This is a genomic window from Flavobacteriales bacterium, assembly GCA_026129465.1.
GTDB lineage: Bacteria > Bacteroidota > Bacteroidia > Flavobacteriales_F > PHOS-HE28 > PHOS-HE28.
On sequence record JAHCIA010000001.1, the window covers coordinates 2,190,881 to 2,208,208 of the forward strand.

General features: G+C 64.4%; 16 protein-coding genes. 10 read left to right on the forward strand and 6 right to left on the reverse strand.

Going from position 1 to position 17,328, the window contains the following annotated elements:
* Positions 1-29: 29 nt before the first annotated feature.
* Genes KIT10_09455 through murI form a run of 5 tightly spaced genes read left to right on the forward strand, consistent with a single transcriptional unit; the run spans position 30 to position 5,434 of the window.
* On the forward strand, positions 30-803 hold the full coding sequence (locus KIT10_09455) for an isoprenyl transferase (protein MCW5899481.1): 774 nt from the start codon (positions 30-32) through the stop codon (positions 801-803).
* Positions 800-3,331, forward strand: coding sequence for an outer membrane protein assembly factor BamA (gene bamA / locus KIT10_09460; protein MCW5899482.1), 2,532 nt, complete (start codon positions 800-802; stop codon positions 3,329-3,331). Before KIT10_09455 ends, bamA begins: the two co-directional genes overlap by 4 nt.
* A gap of 39 nt (positions 3,332-3,370) precedes the next feature.
* Entirely contained in the window at positions 3,371-4,081 is a 711-nt protein-coding gene (locus KIT10_09465; protein MCW5899483.1) for an OmpH family outer membrane protein, read from the forward strand.
* 10 nt (positions 4,082-4,091) lie between these two features.
* A complete protein-coding gene (locus tag KIT10_09470) occupies positions 4,092-4,595 on the forward strand; it encodes an OmpH family outer membrane protein (protein ID MCW5899484.1) in 504 nt (167 codons plus the stop codon).
* Between the two features lie 8 nt (positions 4,596-4,603).
* A complete protein-coding gene (gene murI / locus KIT10_09475) occupies positions 4,604-5,434 on the forward strand; it encodes a glutamate racemase (protein MCW5899485.1) in 831 nt (276 codons plus the stop codon).
* Here the strand turns inward: murI and KIT10_09480 are convergent.
* The 4 genes from KIT10_09480 to KIT10_09495 all read right to left on the reverse strand — a co-directional run bounded on the left by KIT10_09480 (position 5,418) and on the right by KIT10_09495 (position 9,034).
* The gene (locus KIT10_09480; GenBank protein ID MCW5899486.1) at positions 5,418-5,939 is read right to left on the reverse strand and encodes a gamma carbonic anhydrase family protein; all 522 of its coding nucleotides are present in this window, start codon (positions 5,937-5,939) and stop codon (positions 5,418-5,420) included. The genes murI and KIT10_09480 overlap by 17 nt on opposite strands.
* Position 5,940: 1 nt before the next feature.
* Positions 5,941-6,279: a heavy-metal-associated domain-containing protein gene (locus KIT10_09485; protein ID MCW5899487.1), complete on the reverse strand. Its 339-nt coding sequence runs from the start codon at positions 6,277-6,279 to the stop codon at positions 5,941-5,943.
* A complete protein-coding gene (locus KIT10_09490) occupies positions 6,276-8,543 on the reverse strand; it encodes a TonB-dependent receptor (protein MCW5899488.1) in 2,268 nt (755 codons plus the stop codon). The genes KIT10_09485 and KIT10_09490 overlap by 4 nt, the downstream gene beginning before the upstream one ends.
* A gap of 89 nt (positions 8,544-8,632) precedes the next feature.
* Entirely contained in the window at positions 8,633-9,034 is a 402-nt protein-coding gene (locus KIT10_09495; protein ID MCW5899489.1) for a hypothetical protein, read from the reverse strand.
* A 108-nt stretch (positions 9,035-9,142) separates the two neighbouring features.
* On the opposite strand from KIT10_09495, the gene KIT10_09500 reads away from it, so the two are divergent.
* From KIT10_09500 to lysA, 5 genes are all read left to right on the forward strand, one after another.
* Positions 9,143-9,754, forward strand: coding sequence for a NifU family protein (locus KIT10_09500; protein ID MCW5899490.1), 612 nt, complete (start codon positions 9,143-9,145; stop codon positions 9,752-9,754).
* 49 nt (positions 9,755-9,803) lie between these two features.
* Positions 9,804-10,361: a transposase gene (locus KIT10_09505; GenBank protein MCW5899491.1), complete on the forward strand. Its 558-nt coding sequence runs from the start codon at positions 9,804-9,806 to the stop codon at positions 10,359-10,361.
* Between the two features lie 62 nt (positions 10,362-10,423).
* Entirely contained in the window at positions 10,424-11,185 is a 762-nt protein-coding gene (locus KIT10_09510) for a TonB-dependent receptor (GenBank protein ID MCW5899492.1), read from the forward strand.
* Between the two features lie 18 nt (positions 11,186-11,203).
* On the forward strand, positions 11,204-11,770 hold the full coding sequence (locus tag KIT10_09515; protein MCW5899493.1) for a sigma-70 family RNA polymerase sigma factor: 567 nt from the start codon (positions 11,204-11,206) through the stop codon (positions 11,768-11,770).
* Between the two features lie 1,117 nt (positions 11,771-12,887).
* Entirely contained in the window at positions 12,888-14,126 is a 1,239-nt protein-coding gene (gene lysA, locus KIT10_09520; GenBank protein MCW5899494.1) for a diaminopimelate decarboxylase, read from the forward strand.
* A gap of 57 nt (positions 14,127-14,183) precedes the next feature.
* Here the strand turns inward: lysA and KIT10_09525 are convergent, their stop codons facing one another.
* Together KIT10_09525 and KIT10_09530 are read right to left on the reverse strand one after the other, a co-directional pair.
* On the reverse strand, positions 14,184-16,382 hold the full coding sequence (locus tag KIT10_09525; protein MCW5899495.1) for a carboxypeptidase regulatory-like domain-containing protein: 2,199 nt from the start codon (positions 16,380-16,382) through the stop codon (positions 14,184-14,186).
* On the reverse strand, positions 16,382-17,311 hold the full coding sequence (locus tag KIT10_09530) for a type IX secretion system membrane protein PorP/SprF (protein ID MCW5899496.1): 930 nt from the start codon (positions 17,309-17,311) through the stop codon (positions 16,382-16,384). Before KIT10_09530 ends, KIT10_09525 begins: the two co-directional genes overlap by 1 nt.
* Positions 17,312-17,328: the final 17 nt, after the last annotated feature.

The window sequence follows — 17,328 nt, forward strand, 5'->3', positions numbered from 1 at the left end:
CCGGCCGCTTTGGCCAACTTTGCCCCCCTTTGGCGAAGACCGACAAGACAACGGAAGCCCTGCGTGAGCGCATCGACCTGGAACGGGTCCCGCGCCACGTGGCCATCATCATGGACGGCAACGGCCGCTGGGCCAAGCTCCATGGTGAGCACCGCGTGGTGGGCCATGCCAACGGGGTGCGCAGCGTGCGCGAGGCCCTCACCGGCTGCCGCGAGATCGGCGTGGGCCACCTGACGCTTTACGCCTTCAGCACCGAGAACTGGAACCGCCCCCGCAGCGAAGTGGACGCCCTGATGGACCTGCTGGTGAAGACCGTGGTGAAGGAGATCGACGAGCTGGACGAGAACGGCGTGCGGCTGAAGGCCATCGGCGACCTGGCCAGCCTGCCGGGCGATTGCCGGGAGATCCTCCAGCAGGGCATCGGCCGCACGGCGGGCAACGAGCGCATCACCCTCACCCTGGCCCTGAGCTACAGCGCCCGCTGGGAGATCGTGCACATGGCGCAGGAGCTGGCGGCGAAGGCCCGTGCCGGCGCCCTGGATCCCGCCACCATCGATGAAGCCATGGTGGCGGCGCACCTGTCCACGGCCGGCAGCCCCGACCCCGAACTGCTGATCCGCACCAGCGGTGAGTTGCGCATCAGCAACTTCCTGCTCTGGCAGATCGCCTACGCCGAGCTGTGGTTCACCCCCGTGCTCTGGCCCGACTTCCGCAAGGAGCACCTCTTCCAGGCCGTGCTCGATTTCCAGAACCGCGAGCGCCGCTTCGGCCTCATCAGCGAACAGGTGGCGCCCGGCCAATGAGCTACAGGATACTCGCCTTCCTGCTGGCGGCCATGGCCGCTTTGGCCTCCGTGGCCCAAACGGAGCGTGAACCGCTCATCGACTACGACTACCCGCAGGAGTACGAGATCGGCGGCATCACCGTGAGTGGCACGCTGAGCACCGACCCCAACGCCGTGAAACTCTTCACCGGCCTGCAGGTGGGCGACAAGATCACCGTGCCGGGCGAGCAGGTGGCGCGCGCCATCCGCAACCTTTGGGACCAGAAGCTTTTCAGCGACGTGCGCTTCGAGGTGGCCGAGATCCGCGGCCGCACCATCTTCCTGCACATCGCGGTGGTGGAACGCCCGCGCCTGAGCCGCTTCAAGTTCAACGGAGTGAGCAAGAACGAGGCGGACAAGCTGCGCGAGGAGGTGAAACTGGTGCGCGGCCAGCAGGTGAACGAGGCCCTGCTCGCCAACACGCGCACCCTCATACACCGCCACTACCGCGACAAGGGCTTCCTGAAGGCCACCACCACCATCACCGAAAAGCCGGACACGCTGATGGACAACAGCGTGCTGCTGATCCTGGACGTGGACAAGGGGCCGCGCGTGAAGATCAAGGACGTGGTCTTCCACGGCAACGAGGAACTGCCTGACAAGCGTCTGCGCAAGGCCATGAAGAAGACCAAGCGCAAACGCTGGTGGAACGTCGTGGGCAGCAGCAAATTCCTCCCCAGCGACTTCAAGGACGACAAGGGCCGGGTGATAGACCTCTACAACGAGAAAGGGTACCGCAACGCCACCATCACCGGCGACACCATGTTCTTCGTCTCGCCCAACAGGATCCAGGTGGAATTGACCGTGGACGAGGACGAGCGCTTCTACTTCCGCAACGTCACCTTCACCGGCAACACCAAGCACAACGATGAGGTGCTGCGCGGCATCCTCAACATCCGCAAGGGCGACGTGTACAACCGCCGCCTGCTGGAAAGCCGCCTGTACATGAACCCCGCCGGGCGCGACATCAGTTCGCTCTACATGGACGACGGCTACCTGGGCTTCTACCCCGAACCTGTGGAGATCCTCGCCGAGGGCGACAGCATCGACATCGACATTCGCATCCGCGAGGGCAAGCAATACCGCATCCGCAACGTCATCATCAAGGGCAACACCAAGACCAACGAGCACGTGGTGCGCCGCGAGATCCGCACACGGCCCGGCCAGCTCTTCAGCCGCAGCGATGTGATCCGCACCCAGCGCGAACTCGCCACACTGGGCTACTTCAACCCGGAGAACATGGGGGTGAACCCCATCCAGGACCCGCGCACCGGCACGGTGGACCTGGAGTACACCGTGGAGGAGAAACCCAGCGACCGCCTGGAGTTGAGCGGCGGCTGGGGCGTGGGCCGGTTGATCCTGTCGCTGGGCCTGTCGTTCACCAACTTCTCCATGCGCAACGTGCTGAAGAAGGACGCCTGGGCCCCGCTGCCCAGCGGTGACGGCCAGACGCTGAACCTGCGCGCGCAGACCAACGGCCGCTTCTTCCAGAGCTACAGCATGAGCTTCGTGGAGCCCTGGCTGGGCGGCCGCAAGCCCAACGCGCTCAGCTTCTCGGTGTACCACACCGTGCAGACCAACGGGGTGGACAAATTCATCAACACCTCCGAAGGCCGCGAGATCAACCCCCTCCGGCAGTCGCTGCTGATCACCGGCGCCACGGTGGGCCTGGGCAAACGGCTCACCTGGCCGGACGACTACTTCATCCTGCGGATGAACCTCGGCTACCAGCTCTACGACCTGCGCAACTTCAGTTCCGGGCAGGTGATCTTCGCCTTCACGGACGGATCGGCCAATGTGCTCTCACCCCAGATCTCCATCTCGCGCAATTCGGTGGACCAGCCCTTCTTCGCGCGCACGGGCTCGGACATCACCTTCTCGGTGAAGGCCACCCCGCCCTTCTCCCTCTTCCAGCCCGATCGCGACTGGGCCAACCTGCCGCCCGAGCAGCGCTACAACTGGGTGGAGTTCCACAAGTGGAAGTTCACCACGCAATGGTTCAACAAGCTCACCAACAGCAAGAGCGGCCACAACCTGGTGTTGATGGCGCGTGCGGGCTTCGGTTTCCTGGGCCGCTACAACGCCGCCGTGGGCGATTCGCCCTTCGAGCGCTTCTTCATGGGTGGCGTGCCCCTCACCGGTTTCCAGCTCGATGGACGCGAGATCATCAGCCTGCGCGGCTACGACGACTTCTCCCTGGCGCCGCAGGTGGGCAACTTCATCGTGGGCAAGTACACCACCGAATTGCGGTTCCCGGTCTCGCTGAACCCCTCGGCCACCATCTATACCCTGGGCTTCTTCGAGGCGGGCAACACCTGGCAGAACTTCGACCGTTTCAACCCCTTCCGCCTGTACCGCAGCGCCGGGGTGGGCCTGCGCCTCTTCCTTCCCATGTTCGGCCCCATGGGCCTGGATTACGGCTGGCGCCTGGACGATGTGCCCGACCTGCCCAACATGGGCCGTAGCCAGTTCCACTTCACGATCGGCATAGACTTTGGCGAACTCTGAGGCCGATCGCCGTAATTTTAGCTGCTTCAGCACCCTCCCATGCGACATCTCCCCATCCTGCTGGTGGCCTTGGCCCTGATCGGCCTGCCGGGTATGGATGCGAGCGCCCAGCGCATCGCGTTCGTCAACACCAAGTACATCCTGGACCAGATGCCGGAGTACACCTCCGCCCAGAAGGAACTGGACCGGCTCTCGCGCACTTGGCAGGACGAGATCGACGACCGCCACGCACAGATCAAGCGCATGCGGGAGGCCTACAACGCCGAGGGCATCCTGCTCACCGAGGAAATGAAACGCTCGCGCTTGGAGGACATCCAGGACCGGGAGCGGGAGGCGCGCGACCTGCAGAAGCGGCGTTTCGGCCCCAATGGCGACCTGTTCAAGAAGCGGCAGGAACTGATCCAGCCCATCCAGGACCGGGTGTACACGGCCATCAAGGAAGTGGCCGGCACCAGCTACCTGGCCATCTTCGACCTCAGCGCACAGAGCGGCAATCTGCTCTTCGCCAGCGAGAAATACGACAAGAGCGACAGCGTGCTGCGCAAGCTCGGCATCCGGCCCGGCAAGGGCGGATCGGAGAGCGGGCGCGACGATGATTTCGGGCAGGACCCCGAGGACAGCCCCGCACCGCCGCAGGGCGACCCGCGCGGCGGAGGACAGAACTCTGGAAGCGGCATCGGAGGAGCCGGTGGCGGCGCCGGAGGCGGTGGCCGCGGCGGAGGAGGTTCAGCCCCCCCTAAACCACGATGAACAAATGAACATGAAGACCCTTTTGATCACCCTTGGCCTGCTGCTGTCCGCAGCTCCGGCCGCCCTGGCCCAGCACACCAAGTTGGGCCACATCGACCGGCAGAAGCTGATGTTGCTGCTCCCCGAGCGCAAGGACGCCGAGACCAAGATGCAGAAGTTCGCCGAGGAGCTGGACAAGCGCCTGCGCGCCATGGGCACCGAATACCAGCAGAAGGTCAGTGAGGCCCAGGCGAATGCGGAGAAGATGACCAACACCGAACGCGAGATGGTCGTGCGTGAGATCAACGAGTTGGAACAGCGCATCCAGGCCGCCCAGGAAAAGGCCCAGGAGGACCTGGCCAAGCAGGAGGAGGAATTGCTGCGGCCCATGGTGGAGCGCACCAACAAGGCCATCCGCGAGGTGGCCGAGGCGAACAACTTCACCTACATATTCGATACCAGCGCCGGCTTCGTGCTCTATTGGGACAAGGGTGAGGACATCCTGTCCCTGGTCAAGACCAAGCTCGGCATCTGAGCGATCCCGTGCCCCCCGACGCCCGCCCCATCGGTGTATTCGATTCCGGCATAGGCGGACTGACGGTGGCCGCTACCATCCTGCAGGCGCTCCCCACAGAGCGCCTGCTCTATTTCGGCGACCAGGCCCACCTGCCCTATGGGCAACGCTCGCTGGAGGAAGTGCGCGGTTTCAGTGTGGCCATCACCGGTGCGTTGCTCGCCGCGGGCTGCAAAATGATCGTGATCGCCTGCAACACGGCCAGCGGGGCCGCACTGCGACACTTGCGCGCGCTCCATCCCGAAACGCCCTTCGTGGGCATGGAGCCCGCCGTGAAACCCGCCGTGGAGCATACCACCACCGGCGTGGTGGGCGTGATCGCCACCACGGCCACCTTCCAGAGCGAGGTCTATGCTTCCGTGGTGGAACGCTTCGGCCGCGGGGTGGAGGTATTGCACCAGCCCTGCCCCGGCCTGGTGCGCAGCATCGAATCCGGCGACCTGGACGGCCCCGGCACGGAGACCATGCTCCGCGGCTGGCTGGAACCCCTGATGGCGCGTGGCATCGATGCGCTGGTGCTGGGCTGCACGCACTACCCCTTGGTGCGGCCCCTCATCGAGCGTATCGTGGGTCCCGGCGTGCGCGTGATCGACCCCGCACCAGCGGTGGCCCGGCAAGTTGTGCGCCTGGTCCGTGAGCATGGCCTGGCTGCACCACCTGACCAACAAGGTGGCATGGTCTGTCACACCACAGGTGAGGCAAGGGCTTTCGCGGACATGATGGCCCGCATCGGCATGCCTGACTTTCCCGTAAGCGAGGTGCACTGGGAAGCCAATGGCTCGCTCAGGCTTCCTGCTTGAACCAGCCGGCGTACTTCAGGTAGTTCGCCGCGATCCGTTCGATCTCGTTCTTGGAGAGGTCGGCGCTCACAGGGCCGATGCGCCTGGCGGGAACCCCGGCCATGAGGCTGCCCGGCTCCACCACGGTGTTCTGTGTCACCACGGCCCCGGCGGCGATCACGCTGCCCTCCCCGATCACCGCATGGTCCATCACGATGGCGCCCATGCCGATGAGCACCTTGTCCTTCACCGTACAGCCATGCACGATGGCGTTGTGTCCGATGCTCACATCGTCGCCAATGGTGAGCGCCGCCCGCTGATAGGTGCAATGGAGCACCGCGCCATCCTGCACGTTCACCCGGTGGCCGATGCGGATGCTGTGCACATCGCCGCGCACAACGGCGTTGTACCACACGCTGCAATCGTCACCCATCACCACATCACCGATCACCACGGCGGTCTCGGCCAAGAAGGACCGTTCCCCCATCACCGGCGTGAAGCCCCGAACGCCGCGGACCAGGCCCATGTCAGTGCTTTTCGGAACGTTGGCAGCACGATGGCAGCGCCTGGAAGGCCTTGGGGTCGGCCGGCAGCTCGTCGGCGCTGTAGCCGATGCGTGTCACGGCCACACGCACACCGTCCGCATCCGTGCGGCGCGGATCGTAGTCCACATGGATGACCCCCCGCTCCAGGTCCACCTCCACTTGCTTCACACCCTTGGCGAACAGCAATTCGCTCTCGATGGTCTTCTTGCATGTGCCACAGACCGCGGAAGTGCGGATCGTCAGGCTTTCCATCTTCTTCTTGTCCTGGGCCTGCCCGGCGATGGCCGGAAGCAGGAACAACAGCATGATCAAGGTCCTCATGGTCGGTCGGTCGGGTTTTCCTTCTTCCGGGGCAGGGTGTAACGCAATCCGCCATAGACCATGGCCAGGTTAGTAGGCCCCCAGATCAGCGAAGCGTCAAAGTACGGGCCGAAAGGATCCTCCGGCGCGATGATCTGCCTTCGTTGCAGCGTGTTGGTGATGTTCTCCGCACCGAGGTAGAGGTCCCACTGGCCCATCACCCGCGTGAGCTGTGCGTGCATGGTGGCGAATGACGGCGCGCGTTCGCCGAAGCGGTAGGCCTCGGGATTGGTGGAGGTATCGGGGATGCGGCTCTCACCGAAAAGCTGCAGGCCAATGTCGAAGCGCCATTGCTCCTTGCGGTCGGCATAGGCCAGGTCGATCATGCCGCGGTGCATGGGCGTGAAAGGCCGCTCCAGCAACCGGCCATCGTAGGTGGTGCGCGCATCATACCAACGGTAGTTCAGCCGCAGGGTGAGCGGTGCGGCCAGCTGCACCTGCACATCGGCCAGCATGCTGGTGCCATAGGAGAGTCCATCCAGCATGTAGAACGCTATGGTCTGTGGCGAGCGGTCCAGGTCCATCACCACCTGCTGGGTGAAGCGCGTGTGGTAGGCGTCCACACCCACCTCCCACTTGCGGTCCAGGAGTTTGAACTTGTGCAGCAGCGACGCGCCGAAATTCCAGGCGCGTTCCAGGCCAAGCGGGCCCTCCACCACCACGTTGCGCGAACTGGCCAGCACGGTGGCGCTTTCGGCCAGCGGGTTGGCGCTGCGGAAGGCATGGCCGGCCGAAACGCGGGCCACGGTGAGCGGACCCAGGTCATACTTGATGTGCAGGCGAGGACTCACCGTATTGCCGAAGTGGTCATTCGCGTCGGCACGCAGGCCGAGCACGGATGTGAGCTTCTCGCGTTTGCGGGTATACTCGGCGAAGATCCCCGGCATGCGCTCGGTGCGCGTGAAGGCACTGTCGCGGAAAGCCTCCCGGTAATCATCATACTGGAAGGCCAGACCGGTCTTCACGGCATCCTCGCATCCGCCGAGTTGCTGCTGGTACACCAGATTGCCGTAGAAGCTGGTCTGCGTGCCATCGTATCCACGTTCACCGTACAGCGAGCGCACATCGTGGTGCTTGCCCGCGGCGATGAGACCGATGCTCTTGTCGCGTGCCTCGCCGAACACGAAGCCATATTTCCCCAGCACGTCCACCATCTCGTTGCGGATGTCGATGCCATAGAGCATGTCCGGACGGTGGCCCACATGTTCCGGTGGAACGGGCATCGCGCCATGCTCGGCGGATTGCCCCCCGGTGCGGCGGTCGTCCACGTAGCGCGCTGCCAGTTGGGCCGTCCGCTTGTCGTCCCGGTATACCCAGCGGTCCATCACGTTGATGCGCCGCGTGATGGGCATGTCCATGAAGCCATCGCCGTTCTGGTCCATTTCGTTGTCGAACCAGTTGCCGTGCACCAGCAGCAGGTTGTCGCTGTGTTGCCCGGTGCTTTGCGCGCTGTGGATGTTGGCCTCCAGACGGCCCTGGGTATTGCCGTACATGTTCAGGTAGAACGGCGACTCGTCGGCCGGTTGCAACAGGCACACGTCGATCTGTCCGGTCATGGCATTGGGGGCGTTCACCGCCGTGCCCACGCCCTTGCTGAGGTTGATCTCGTTGATCCAGGTGCCCGGGATGAGCGTGAGCCCCGAAGCGGTGGACAGCCCGCGGATGAAGGGGATGTTCTCCAGGCTGATCTGCGCGTACTTGCCATCGAGGCCCAGGAGGCGGATCGTCTTCGTGCCACTGATGGCGTCGTTGTAGCTCACGTCCACCGAGGCGTTGGTCTCGAAGCTCTCGCTCAGGTCGCAACAGGCGGCGCGCTTCAGTTCCATGGCGGTGATGATCTCGGTGGCCAGTTGCGAGCGCGTGTCCAGCAGGGTGCTGCTCTGCCGCTCGATGATCTCCACCGCCCGCAGATCGGCACCGGGCCGCAGGGTGAAGGACACGGGCCTGCCGGGATGGGCGGCCAGCAACACGGTGTCCGGCGCATAGCCCACGAAGGAGGCCACCAGCCGTGCGGGCCAGCTATCGGGTGGCGGCACCTCGAACCGTCCCTGCGCATCGGTGGCCGTGCCGATGGTGGTACCCACCCACAGCACACTGGCGCCGGGGAGGCTTCTGGGGTCATCGGCCTCTGTGCCGAGCACCACGCCCATGATGGGATCCTGCGCCACCAGGCACAGGGGCAGCAAAGCCAGCGAAAGGATCGGATATCTGTAGGAACTTGTCATGGATGGTCTTTGGGGACGTGCGAACGGAACGACACGAGATGGCGCATGGGCCACCGACCGGCGGATCGACGCCGGCAATAAGACCGATCCTAGATGCGGAAGAGGCGATGCGCCACCAGACGCTCCGTGCCACTGGACGGTGGCGGCCGTGTGAAGACCTCGCCACGCGACCCGGGCGCTTCGCGGGTTCCCGGGTCGAACACCTGCGGGATGAAGCAGGTCCACATCGGGGAGAAGACCATCTCAGGCGCCGGAACGAAAGGCAACACTTCGCCGCCGGCCTGGCCGAACACACAGCAGACCGGACTGATGGCCGGCCCCTCCGGAAGCTCATTCTCCGGGCAGCAGTCATCGATCTGGCCCAGGGCCCAAACGCTGTGCCCCCCGATCAGGCAGGTCATGCGCGAGAGGGCCATGCCGCTGGTGGCGAACAGCAACAGCATCGTAACGGCCAGTGTGGCCCAGCGATGGCGATGCAGAAGTTGGCGCATGGTGCGTCAAAAGTAAGGTGAACGAGCCTCGCCCGGGGGAGCGGAAACGGCCATTCCACTTGGGAAGCCAGCCAGGCGACACACCTACCTTTGCCACCGCCTCGCACCATGAGCACCACCGCCCGCCCGCCCGTATCCGTTTACGCCGAAAGCACGCCCAACCCGGCCAGCATGCGCTACGTGAGCAGCCGCCTGTTGGTGGCCGACGGCCGGCTCTTGGAATTCCGATCCCCCGATGAGCCCAATGGTGTGTCGCCCCTGGCGGAGCACATCTTCAACCTGCCCTTTGTCACGGGGGTGTTCATCTCAGGCAACTTCATCACCGTCACCAAGAACGCTTCCGTGGATTGGGACCTGGTGCAACTGGAGTTGCGCGAGTACCTCCAGGAGTACCTGAACACGGATGGCCGCGTGGTATACGAGGACGCCCCCGCCCAGGCCCTGGCCGACGCCAATGAGCGCGCCAGCACCCATGCTGAAGCGAGAGGCCCCGACGATGAGAAGATCATCCGCGTGCTGGAGGAATACATCCGCCCGGCCGTCGAAGGCGACGGCGGGCATATCGCCTTCAAGTCCTTCGACGGAGGCGTGGTCACCGTTTCGCTGCGCGGCTCATGCAGCGGCTGCCCCAGCAGCATGGTCACCCTCAAACAGGGCATCGAGAACCTGCTGAAACACGAGGTGCCCGGCGTGCGAGAGGTGGTGGCGGAGGAACTCTAATTTCGAGGGACGACGTCCCTCGAAACTGGCCCCACCCCACCGAATGACCTTGGGCAAGCGACTTCCGCGACGCGCGGGCATCTACTTCTGCACCTTCGCATGCTGGGACCACTTGCATTCGATCGCCCGCACCAATTGTCACGACGCCATATACGAGAAGCTGCAACGTTGGGTGGACAAAGGCTGCGCGGTCAACGGCTACGTGATCATGCCGAACCATGTGCATCTGCTCCTCTACGTGCCGGAACAACTCTCGGTGAATGACGTCCTGGCCAACTGCAAACGCTGGTGGGCCAAAGTGATCCTCGACCGGCTCACGGTGGCCCGGGACACCATCATGCTGGAGCGCTTGCAGCGGGATGTCGACACGTCCCGCTTCGCGAAAGGTCAATGGTTCCGGGTGTGGGAACCTTCTTCCGACATCAAGTACTGCGCATCGAACAGCATGGTGGTCCAGAAGCTCCGCTATATCCACCAGAACCCATTGCAAGCCCATTGGATGCTGGCCAGAGTGCCCGAAGAATATCCGCATTCCTGCGCAGGCCAATACGCGGGTGGCCCAACAGCCGGGATGACCGTCACGCCTTGGATGGCCCACTCCAACTGAACGGGAAGTAACAGGCATGTGCAATTCCCTGGGGTGAAGCATCCTGTAGGAAACGTACGGCCATGAAGCGCATCTCCTCCCTCCTGCCCACCCTGCTCATCGCGGCCGCCACATGCAGCGCCCAAGCCACGGGAGAGATCCGCGGACGGGTATTCGACCAGACCGGTTCGCCGGTGCCCATGGCGCATGTGGTGGCCATCCAGCATGATCGAACGCACGGCGTGGTTACCGATCTGGAAGGAAGATTCGTCATCAAGCCCCTGCCTACCGGCCTCTTCACGGTGCGTGTTTCGCACGTCGGATTCCAGACGCGCAGCTTCACCGGCGTGGAGGTCACCGGCGACCGGGCGAGCCTGATGCGCGACATCCGTCTGGGCTTCGCCACCACGGTGGATACATTCGAGGTGTCCGGCTTCCGACGCCCGCTCATTGAAGCCGACAACCCCACCCGCATGAGCCTGCTGGCCGACGACTTCGCACGCGACCCGAACAAACGCGACCCGATACAATTCATCGGCAAGAGTTTCGTGGGGGTGACGGCCTCCCTCACGGGCGACGGATTGCATTTCCGGGGCTCGCGTACGGAGAACATGGTGTCCTTCATCGACGGCGTGAAGGTGAGTGGCGGTGTGCCCCGCGTCCCACCATCGGCCATCAGCAGCGTGAGCGTGTACACCGGTGGCCTGCCCGCACGTTACGGTGATGTCACCGGTGGCGTGGTGGCGATCGAGACCAAGAGCTACCAGGAGGTCTTCGAGGCCGAACGGACAAGGCGACAACGCTTGGCCGAAGCCGCTTGGGAAGACGAAGAGGATGGACTTTGAACGACGGCCAGCATGTTCATGCGCGGTACATCCAGTGATGCGGCGGACGACGACACGGTGGTGGCGCGGCTGCGCACCGGCGACCGGCGCGCGCTGGGCACCTTGTGGGACCGCTACGCGCACCTGCTCTACGGCGTGGGGATCAAATACCTGAAGGACGCCGAGCGCGCCAAGGACACCGTGGCCGAACTCTTCGCCGTGCTGCCTGAACTGTTGCGGCGCCATCAGGTGGAACACTTCCGCCCCTGGGTGCATACCGTGATGCGCAACCGCTGTCTGATGGTGCTGCGCAGTGAAAGGCCCGGCCGGTCCCTGGACCTGGAGCGTGTGGACATACCCGGCCACGACGAGGCAGGTGAGGCCCTGCTCCGAGAGGCCGGTCTGCAACGGTTGGAGAACGCCATCGCCCAGCTGAACGCCGACCAACGCACCTGCATCGAAGCCTTCCACCTGCGGCGCATGAGCTATGCGCAGGTGGCCGCGCTCACAGGCCACGATGTGGAACAAGTGCGCAGCCATCTCCAGAACGGCCGCCGGAACCTGCGTCTGATACTCCTTCGCCATGCCGACCAGAACGACCGATAAGCCCTTCGCCGCCGGGCCACCCTTGGACCGCGCCACCCTGCTGGCCTATGCTGAAGGCCGCCTGGATGCCGCGCGAACGCATGCCGTGGAGCAACAGCTCGAAGCCGATCCATTGCTGCGCGAAGCGATGGAGGGGTTGATGGTGCCCGGAGCGACCACTGGTTTGGAAGCCCTCGACAAATTGCGGCCCGCCGGTCCGGGCTGGGGACCCTGGGCCTTGGGCGGCGCGTTGGTGGTCGTGGCCGGCGCCTGGCTGGTGTTGTCTCCCATGTTGGATCCCCATGATGCCGCGATCGACCCGCTACCAGCAGGGCCGGCGCCCACGCACCATTCCGCGGAACCACCGATCGTGATCGACCCGGCCGAGATCGCGGCTGCGGAGGAGCAGCCGGAAACACTGCTAATCGGCCACCGGCCCGGCGACCGGCACCTGGAGACCACCGTGCCGCCAGTACCACGTGAACCCGGACCTGAGCCATTGCGCGGAAGTGATGTGCGCCCAAGGCCCGGAGATATGCAAGCCACACCGGCCGCGGCGAAACCAGCCCGTGCCATCACCAGGCTCGTCTTCGTGCAAGGCTTCAAACTCGCGCACCCGGACGATCTCCATCCATCAGATCCACATACAGGCCGAACGGGAAGCGGCGTACTGGCGCGCTTCCCCGACAGCGGATCGCAGCGATCCACCGAAGGCGAGCAACGCATGATGGGCTATCTGCCCTTCATGGACGAGGCCATGACGCGCTTTCGACAGAACGACCACAAGGCGGCGCTGGAGGAGTTCCGCTTTCTGCTGACACAATACCCCGATGATGTGAACGCGATCTTCTATGCGGGGCTGTGCGCATACAACCTCGGCATGTACTACCGGCATCGCAACTTCTCGATCGTGCCGCATCGCATGAGGTGCGCGTGTTCGACGAGGAGGCCGCCTGGTACCACGCGCTCACATCACGGCGAATGGGCGAACAGGCGCAGGCGCAGGAGGCCTTCCGGCGCATCGCGGCGCAGGGCGGATTCTACGCGGAGCAGGCCGGGGCGATGCTCGATTGACCCCGGCGTCGCCGCCTGCCCACGCGGACTACCTTCGCAGCCCGCGCCCTGCACGGCGGACATCATGGAACAGCACGACCCCACCCGCATCGGCGGTGTACCGGTGGAGGAGATCGCCCACCTGGTGGGCACCCCGGTGTATGTGTATGACGCGGCCGTGATCGAACGGCAGGTGAAGCGCATGCAGGCGGCCTTCTCCGGCATGCCCACCCGCATCATGTACGCCTGCAAGGCGCTGCCCAACATCCACATCATGCGCCTTGTGCGCAAGCTTGGCACCGGCCTGGACACGGTCTCCATCCAGGAGGTGGAACTGGGCCTGCACGCGGGCTTCCGCCCTGAGGAGATCCTCTTCACTCCCAACATGGTGCCCTATGAGGAGTACCGCCGTGCGGTGGAACTGGGCGTGCATGTCAACATCGACTCCATCCCCGTGCTGGAGCACTTCGGCCAGGAGTTCGGCGGAAGCGTGCCCGTATTCCTGCGCATCAACCCGCACATCATGGCGGGCGGCCACGAGCGCATCAGCGTGGGCCACATCGACAGCAAGTTCGGCATCTCCATCCACCAATTGCGGCATGTGGAGCGCATCATGGCCACGCACGGCCTGCACGTGCATGGCCTGCACATGCACACCGGCAGCGACATCCTGGACACGGGTGTTTTCCTGCAGGCCGCGGAGTTGCTGCTGGACCGCGCTGACCTCTTCCCGGAATTGCGACACCTCGATCTGGGCAGCGGCTTCAAGGTGGCCTACCAGGAGGGCGACGTCACCAGCGACATCGAAGAACTGGGCCAGCGCCTGGCGGAACGCATCGGCATCTTCAACAAGCAGCGCGCGACGCCCGTGGAGGTGTGGTTCGAGCCGGGCAAGTTCGTCGTGAGCGAAGCGGGCACGCTGCTGGTGCGCACCACCCTGGTGAAGCAGACCACCGCCACGGTGTTCGCCGGCGTGGACAGCGGCCTGAACCAATTGATCAGGCCCATGCTCTACGGCGCCTACCACCGCATCGAGAACGCGAGCAACCCGGAAGGCCGCACGCGGATCTACACCGTGGTGGGGAACGTTTGCGAAACGGACACCTTCGGCCAGGATCGGAAGATCACCGAGGTGCGCGAGGGCGACCTGCTGGCCATCCGCAACGCGGGCGCCTATGGTCACGCCATGGCCAGCAACTACAACGGCCGCTTCCGCCCGCCCGAGGTGCTGGTGCGCGACGGCAGGGCCACGATCATCCGGCGGCGCGAGACGCTGGAGGACCTGCTGGCCACGCAGGAGGAGGTGGAGCTGGCCGGGGCCTGAAAAGACGAACGGGCCGCCGCAAGCGGGGCCCGTCCATCTCCCTGATCCCAACCCAACCTACAAAGACAACACCTTGAATTCCGTGCGGCGGTTGCGCTGGTGCTGCACATCCGAGCACTGCTCGCACTTGCAATCCTCCGACGGTTTGCTCTTGCCATAACCCTTGGCCTTCACTCGGTCGCGTGCGATGCCCCTGGACACGATGTAGTCCACGGCACTCTTCGCGCGGCGTTCGGAAAGGCCCAGGTTGTAGGCGTCCTTGCCGCGGCAATCGGTGTGCGAGCTCAGCTCGATCTTCACCGTGGGGTTCTCCACCAGCACGGCCACCAGCTTGTCCAGCTCCAACGCCGCGTCCGGCCTGATGTCGGACTTGTTGTAATCGTAGAAGATGTCGTCCAGGCGCACCACCTGGTCCACCTTCAGCGGGAAGAGCTTGAAGTCGGTGACGATGGCGGCGCTGGGCTTGCCCTTGGTGGTGAGTCTCGCGCTCTGCTTGAAGAAGCCCTCCTTGTCCACCTTCAGGCGGTAGTCCGTCTCCTGCATCAGGGGGAACTGATAGCGGCCGCTGGCGTCGGTGACGATCTCCGCGATGATGTTGTCCTTGGCGTCCGTCAGCGCCACCTGCGCGCCTTCGAGCGGCTGGCCCGTTTCGCCGTGCAGCACCAGGCCCTCGGCGGCGTAGTCGTACTTGTCCATCTCCACCAGCACCTCCAGCAAGGGATCCGAATCGGTGATCACCTGCATCTCGTGCTGGAAATAGCCGTTGCGGTTGGCCACCAGGATGTACGCGCGCTGGTAGGGCGCCTCCACGTTGAAGCGGCCGCCCTCCATGGTCTCAAGTTTCGCGCGTGGCATGTAGTTGCCTTCAGCGTCCTTCAGCACGATGGTGGCTCCTTCGATGGGTTGGCGGGTGGCGCGGTCGATGACACGGCCGGCGAGGAAGACCATGGGCAGGCGCATGGTGAAGCCGTAGATGTCGTCGCTGCCCAGCCCTCCGGGGCGGTCGCTGGCCATGAAGCCGGTGGAATCGTTGATGAGGATGAGGCTGTGGTCGTTGTGGCCCGTATTCATCGGGTGCCCCAGGTTGAACACGTTGCCGGCACCATCCTTCGTCAGGCGCACCCGGAAGAGGTCCAGTCCCCCGAGTCCCGGATGGCCGTCGCTGGCGAAGTACAGCAGGCTGTCCATCCACATGAAGGGGAACATCTCATTGCCGGGCGTATTCACCCGGGGGCCCATGTTCTGCGGCGCGCCCCACTGGTTGCCGAGGTTCTCGCAGAACCAGATGTCCGTGCCCCCCTGGCCACCGGGCATGTCGCTCACGAAATAGAGGAAGCGACCGTCCGGCGAAACGGACGGGTGGCCCATGTTGTGGTCGGGTTCGTTGTGGTCGAAGGGGATCAGATTGCCCCATTCGCGCTGGCCGAACTCACCAGTGACGATGTCCGTGAAGTAGATGCCCAGCTTCAACTCGTTGCGCTGGCTGCGCTTGTGCACGCCATAGTGGACGTTGTTGCGCGTGAAGTACATGCGCTTGGCCAGCGAGTCGTAGGTCACCGTGCCGTCGTGCCAGCGGCTGTTCACATCCCTGCGCATCACCATGGGCTCCTCGGCGCTCTCGCCTTTGAGCAGTGCGCTGTGGAGATTCAGGTAGGGCTGTTCGTCCCAGGCGTAGGTGCGGCGCCTGCCCGCCCCTTCTCCCCGCGCGCTGCTGAAGAGCAACAGCTCCTCCAGTATGCTCATGCCCAGGTCGGCTTGCGGCGAATTGATGGGCACGTTGCGGATCCTGGCGCTGCTGGTGTCCGCCAGCCAGCGCTGGAACCGTCCGGGATCGCTCAGGTAATCCTTCGCACGTGGATCATCCGGACGCGCTTCCGCGTACTTCGCGTACCACTCCATGGCCGCATCGTACCTGCCATTGGCACGGAGCTGGTCGGCGTAGTGCATCAGGTCATCGGGCTGTGGTGCCGGTGCCGTGGCCAGGCGGGCGTACACGCGCTCCGCATCGGTGGTGCGGCCCATCTTGCGGTAGGCCATGGCCAGGCGGCGCAGATCGGCCGCATCGGCCTTGCCCTTCGCGTCCAGGTTCTCGTAGATGGCGGCCACGCGCGGATGGTCGAACACCTCGGCGGAGCGGTCGGCCATGCGCGCCTTCAGCTTCTGCGCGTGGAGGTCCTGTGCCAGGGGGAAGGCCAGGATCAACAGCGCACCGCACAGCGCATGGGACAGGGGGAAGGGCTTGTGCATGTCCATCATCAGAAATAGCGTGGTGAACGGACACCTTTCAACTTGTTGCCGAACTCGAATCCGATCATGATCTCGTGCGATCCACCGCTGTAGTCGCGGAAGGGCGAAAGCGGATAGTCGTAGGAGTAGCCCACGGTGAGGTCGTCCGAGAGGTGGTACTGCACCAGTGCGCCGATGGCGTCGGTGTGCCGGTACATGGCGCCCAGCCAGAACTTCTCATAGAAGAGGAAGTTGGCGCTGAGATCGAAACTGAGCGGCGCGCCCTGCACGGCCTTCAACAGGGCGGTGGGCTTGAATTTGTGGTAGAGGCCCAGGTCGAACACGTAGCCGCCGGTAAGGAAGTAGTGCGGGCGCTGGCCGGGCTCGGAAACGAAAATGAGCGAGTCGGTCTCGAAGAATTCCGTGCGCAGCAGCTTGGGCGTGCTCACCCCCACGAAATAGCGGTCGCTGTAGTACATCACCCCGAAGCCGAACTGCGGGTCCAGCTTGGTGTTCACATTGGCCTGGAACACCTGGTCGTTCGGTTCCAACGGATTCAGTTCCGCGAAGCGGCCCTGCAGCACGTTGAGGCCGCCCTTGAGGCCGAAGGCGAGTTTCGCCGGACCCATGTGGATGCGGTAGGCGAGGTCGGCCATGAAGGTGTATTGCGTGATGGGGCCGTGCGTGTCGCGCATGATGGTGCCGCCCACGCCGAGGCTTTCATGCCACACGGGGCTGTGCACGGTGAGGGTCTGCGTGTTCGGCGCTCCCTCGAAGCCCACCCATTGGTGCCGGCTCAGCCCCTTGAGGCTCACACGATCGGCGCTGCCCGCATAGGCCGGGTTCAAGGCCAGCAGGTTGAACATGTACTGGGTGAACTGCGGGTCCTGCTGGGCCAGCACGCCGGTGCCCAGGAGCATCCCCAGCACGCCGCTCATCCATCGGGTCGCTTCTCTCATTCTCATCGGGGTCTCTG

Coding starts and splice junctions, on each gene's coding strand:
- KIT10_09530 (MCW5899496.1), bottom strand. CDS start 17,311: ATGAGAGAAGCGACCCGATGGATGAGCGGCGTGCTGGGGATGCTCCTG.
- KIT10_09515 (MCW5899493.1), top strand. CDS start 11,204: ATGCGCGGTACATCCAGTGATGCGGCGGACGACGACACGGTGGTGGCG.
- KIT10_09510 (MCW5899492.1), top strand. CDS start 10,424: ATGAAGCGCATCTCCTCCCTCCTGCCCACCCTGCTCATCGCGGCCGCC.
- KIT10_09525 (MCW5899495.1), bottom strand. CDS start 16,382: ATGATGGACATGCACAAGCCCTTCCCCCTGTCCCATGCGCTGTGCGGT.
- KIT10_09490 (MCW5899488.1), bottom strand. CDS start 8,543: ATGACAAGTTCCTACAGATATCCGATCCTTTCGCTGGCTTTGCTGCCC.
- KIT10_09495 (MCW5899489.1), bottom strand. CDS start 9,034: ATGCGCCAACTTCTGCATCGCCATCGCTGGGCCACACTGGCCGTTACG.
- KIT10_09465 (MCW5899483.1), top strand. CDS start 3,371: ATGCGACATCTCCCCATCCTGCTGGTGGCCTTGGCCCTGATCGGCCTG.
- KIT10_09480 (MCW5899486.1), bottom strand. CDS start 5,939: ATGGGCCTGGTCCGCGGCGTTCGGGGCTTCACGCCGGTGATGGGGGAA.
- KIT10_09485 (MCW5899487.1), bottom strand. CDS start 6,279: ATGAGGACCTTGATCATGCTGTTGTTCCTGCTTCCGGCCATCGCCGGG.
- lysA (MCW5899494.1), top strand. CDS start 12,888: ATGGAACAGCACGACCCCACCCGCATCGGCGGTGTACCGGTGGAGGAG.
- KIT10_09500 (MCW5899490.1), top strand. CDS start 9,143: ATGAGCACCACCGCCCGCCCGCCCGTATCCGTTTACGCCGAAAGCACG.
- bamA (MCW5899482.1), top strand. CDS start 800: ATGAGCTACAGGATACTCGCCTTCCTGCTGGCGGCCATGGCCGCTTTG.
- KIT10_09470 (MCW5899484.1), top strand. CDS start 4,092: ATGAAGACCCTTTTGATCACCCTTGGCCTGCTGCTGTCCGCAGCTCCG.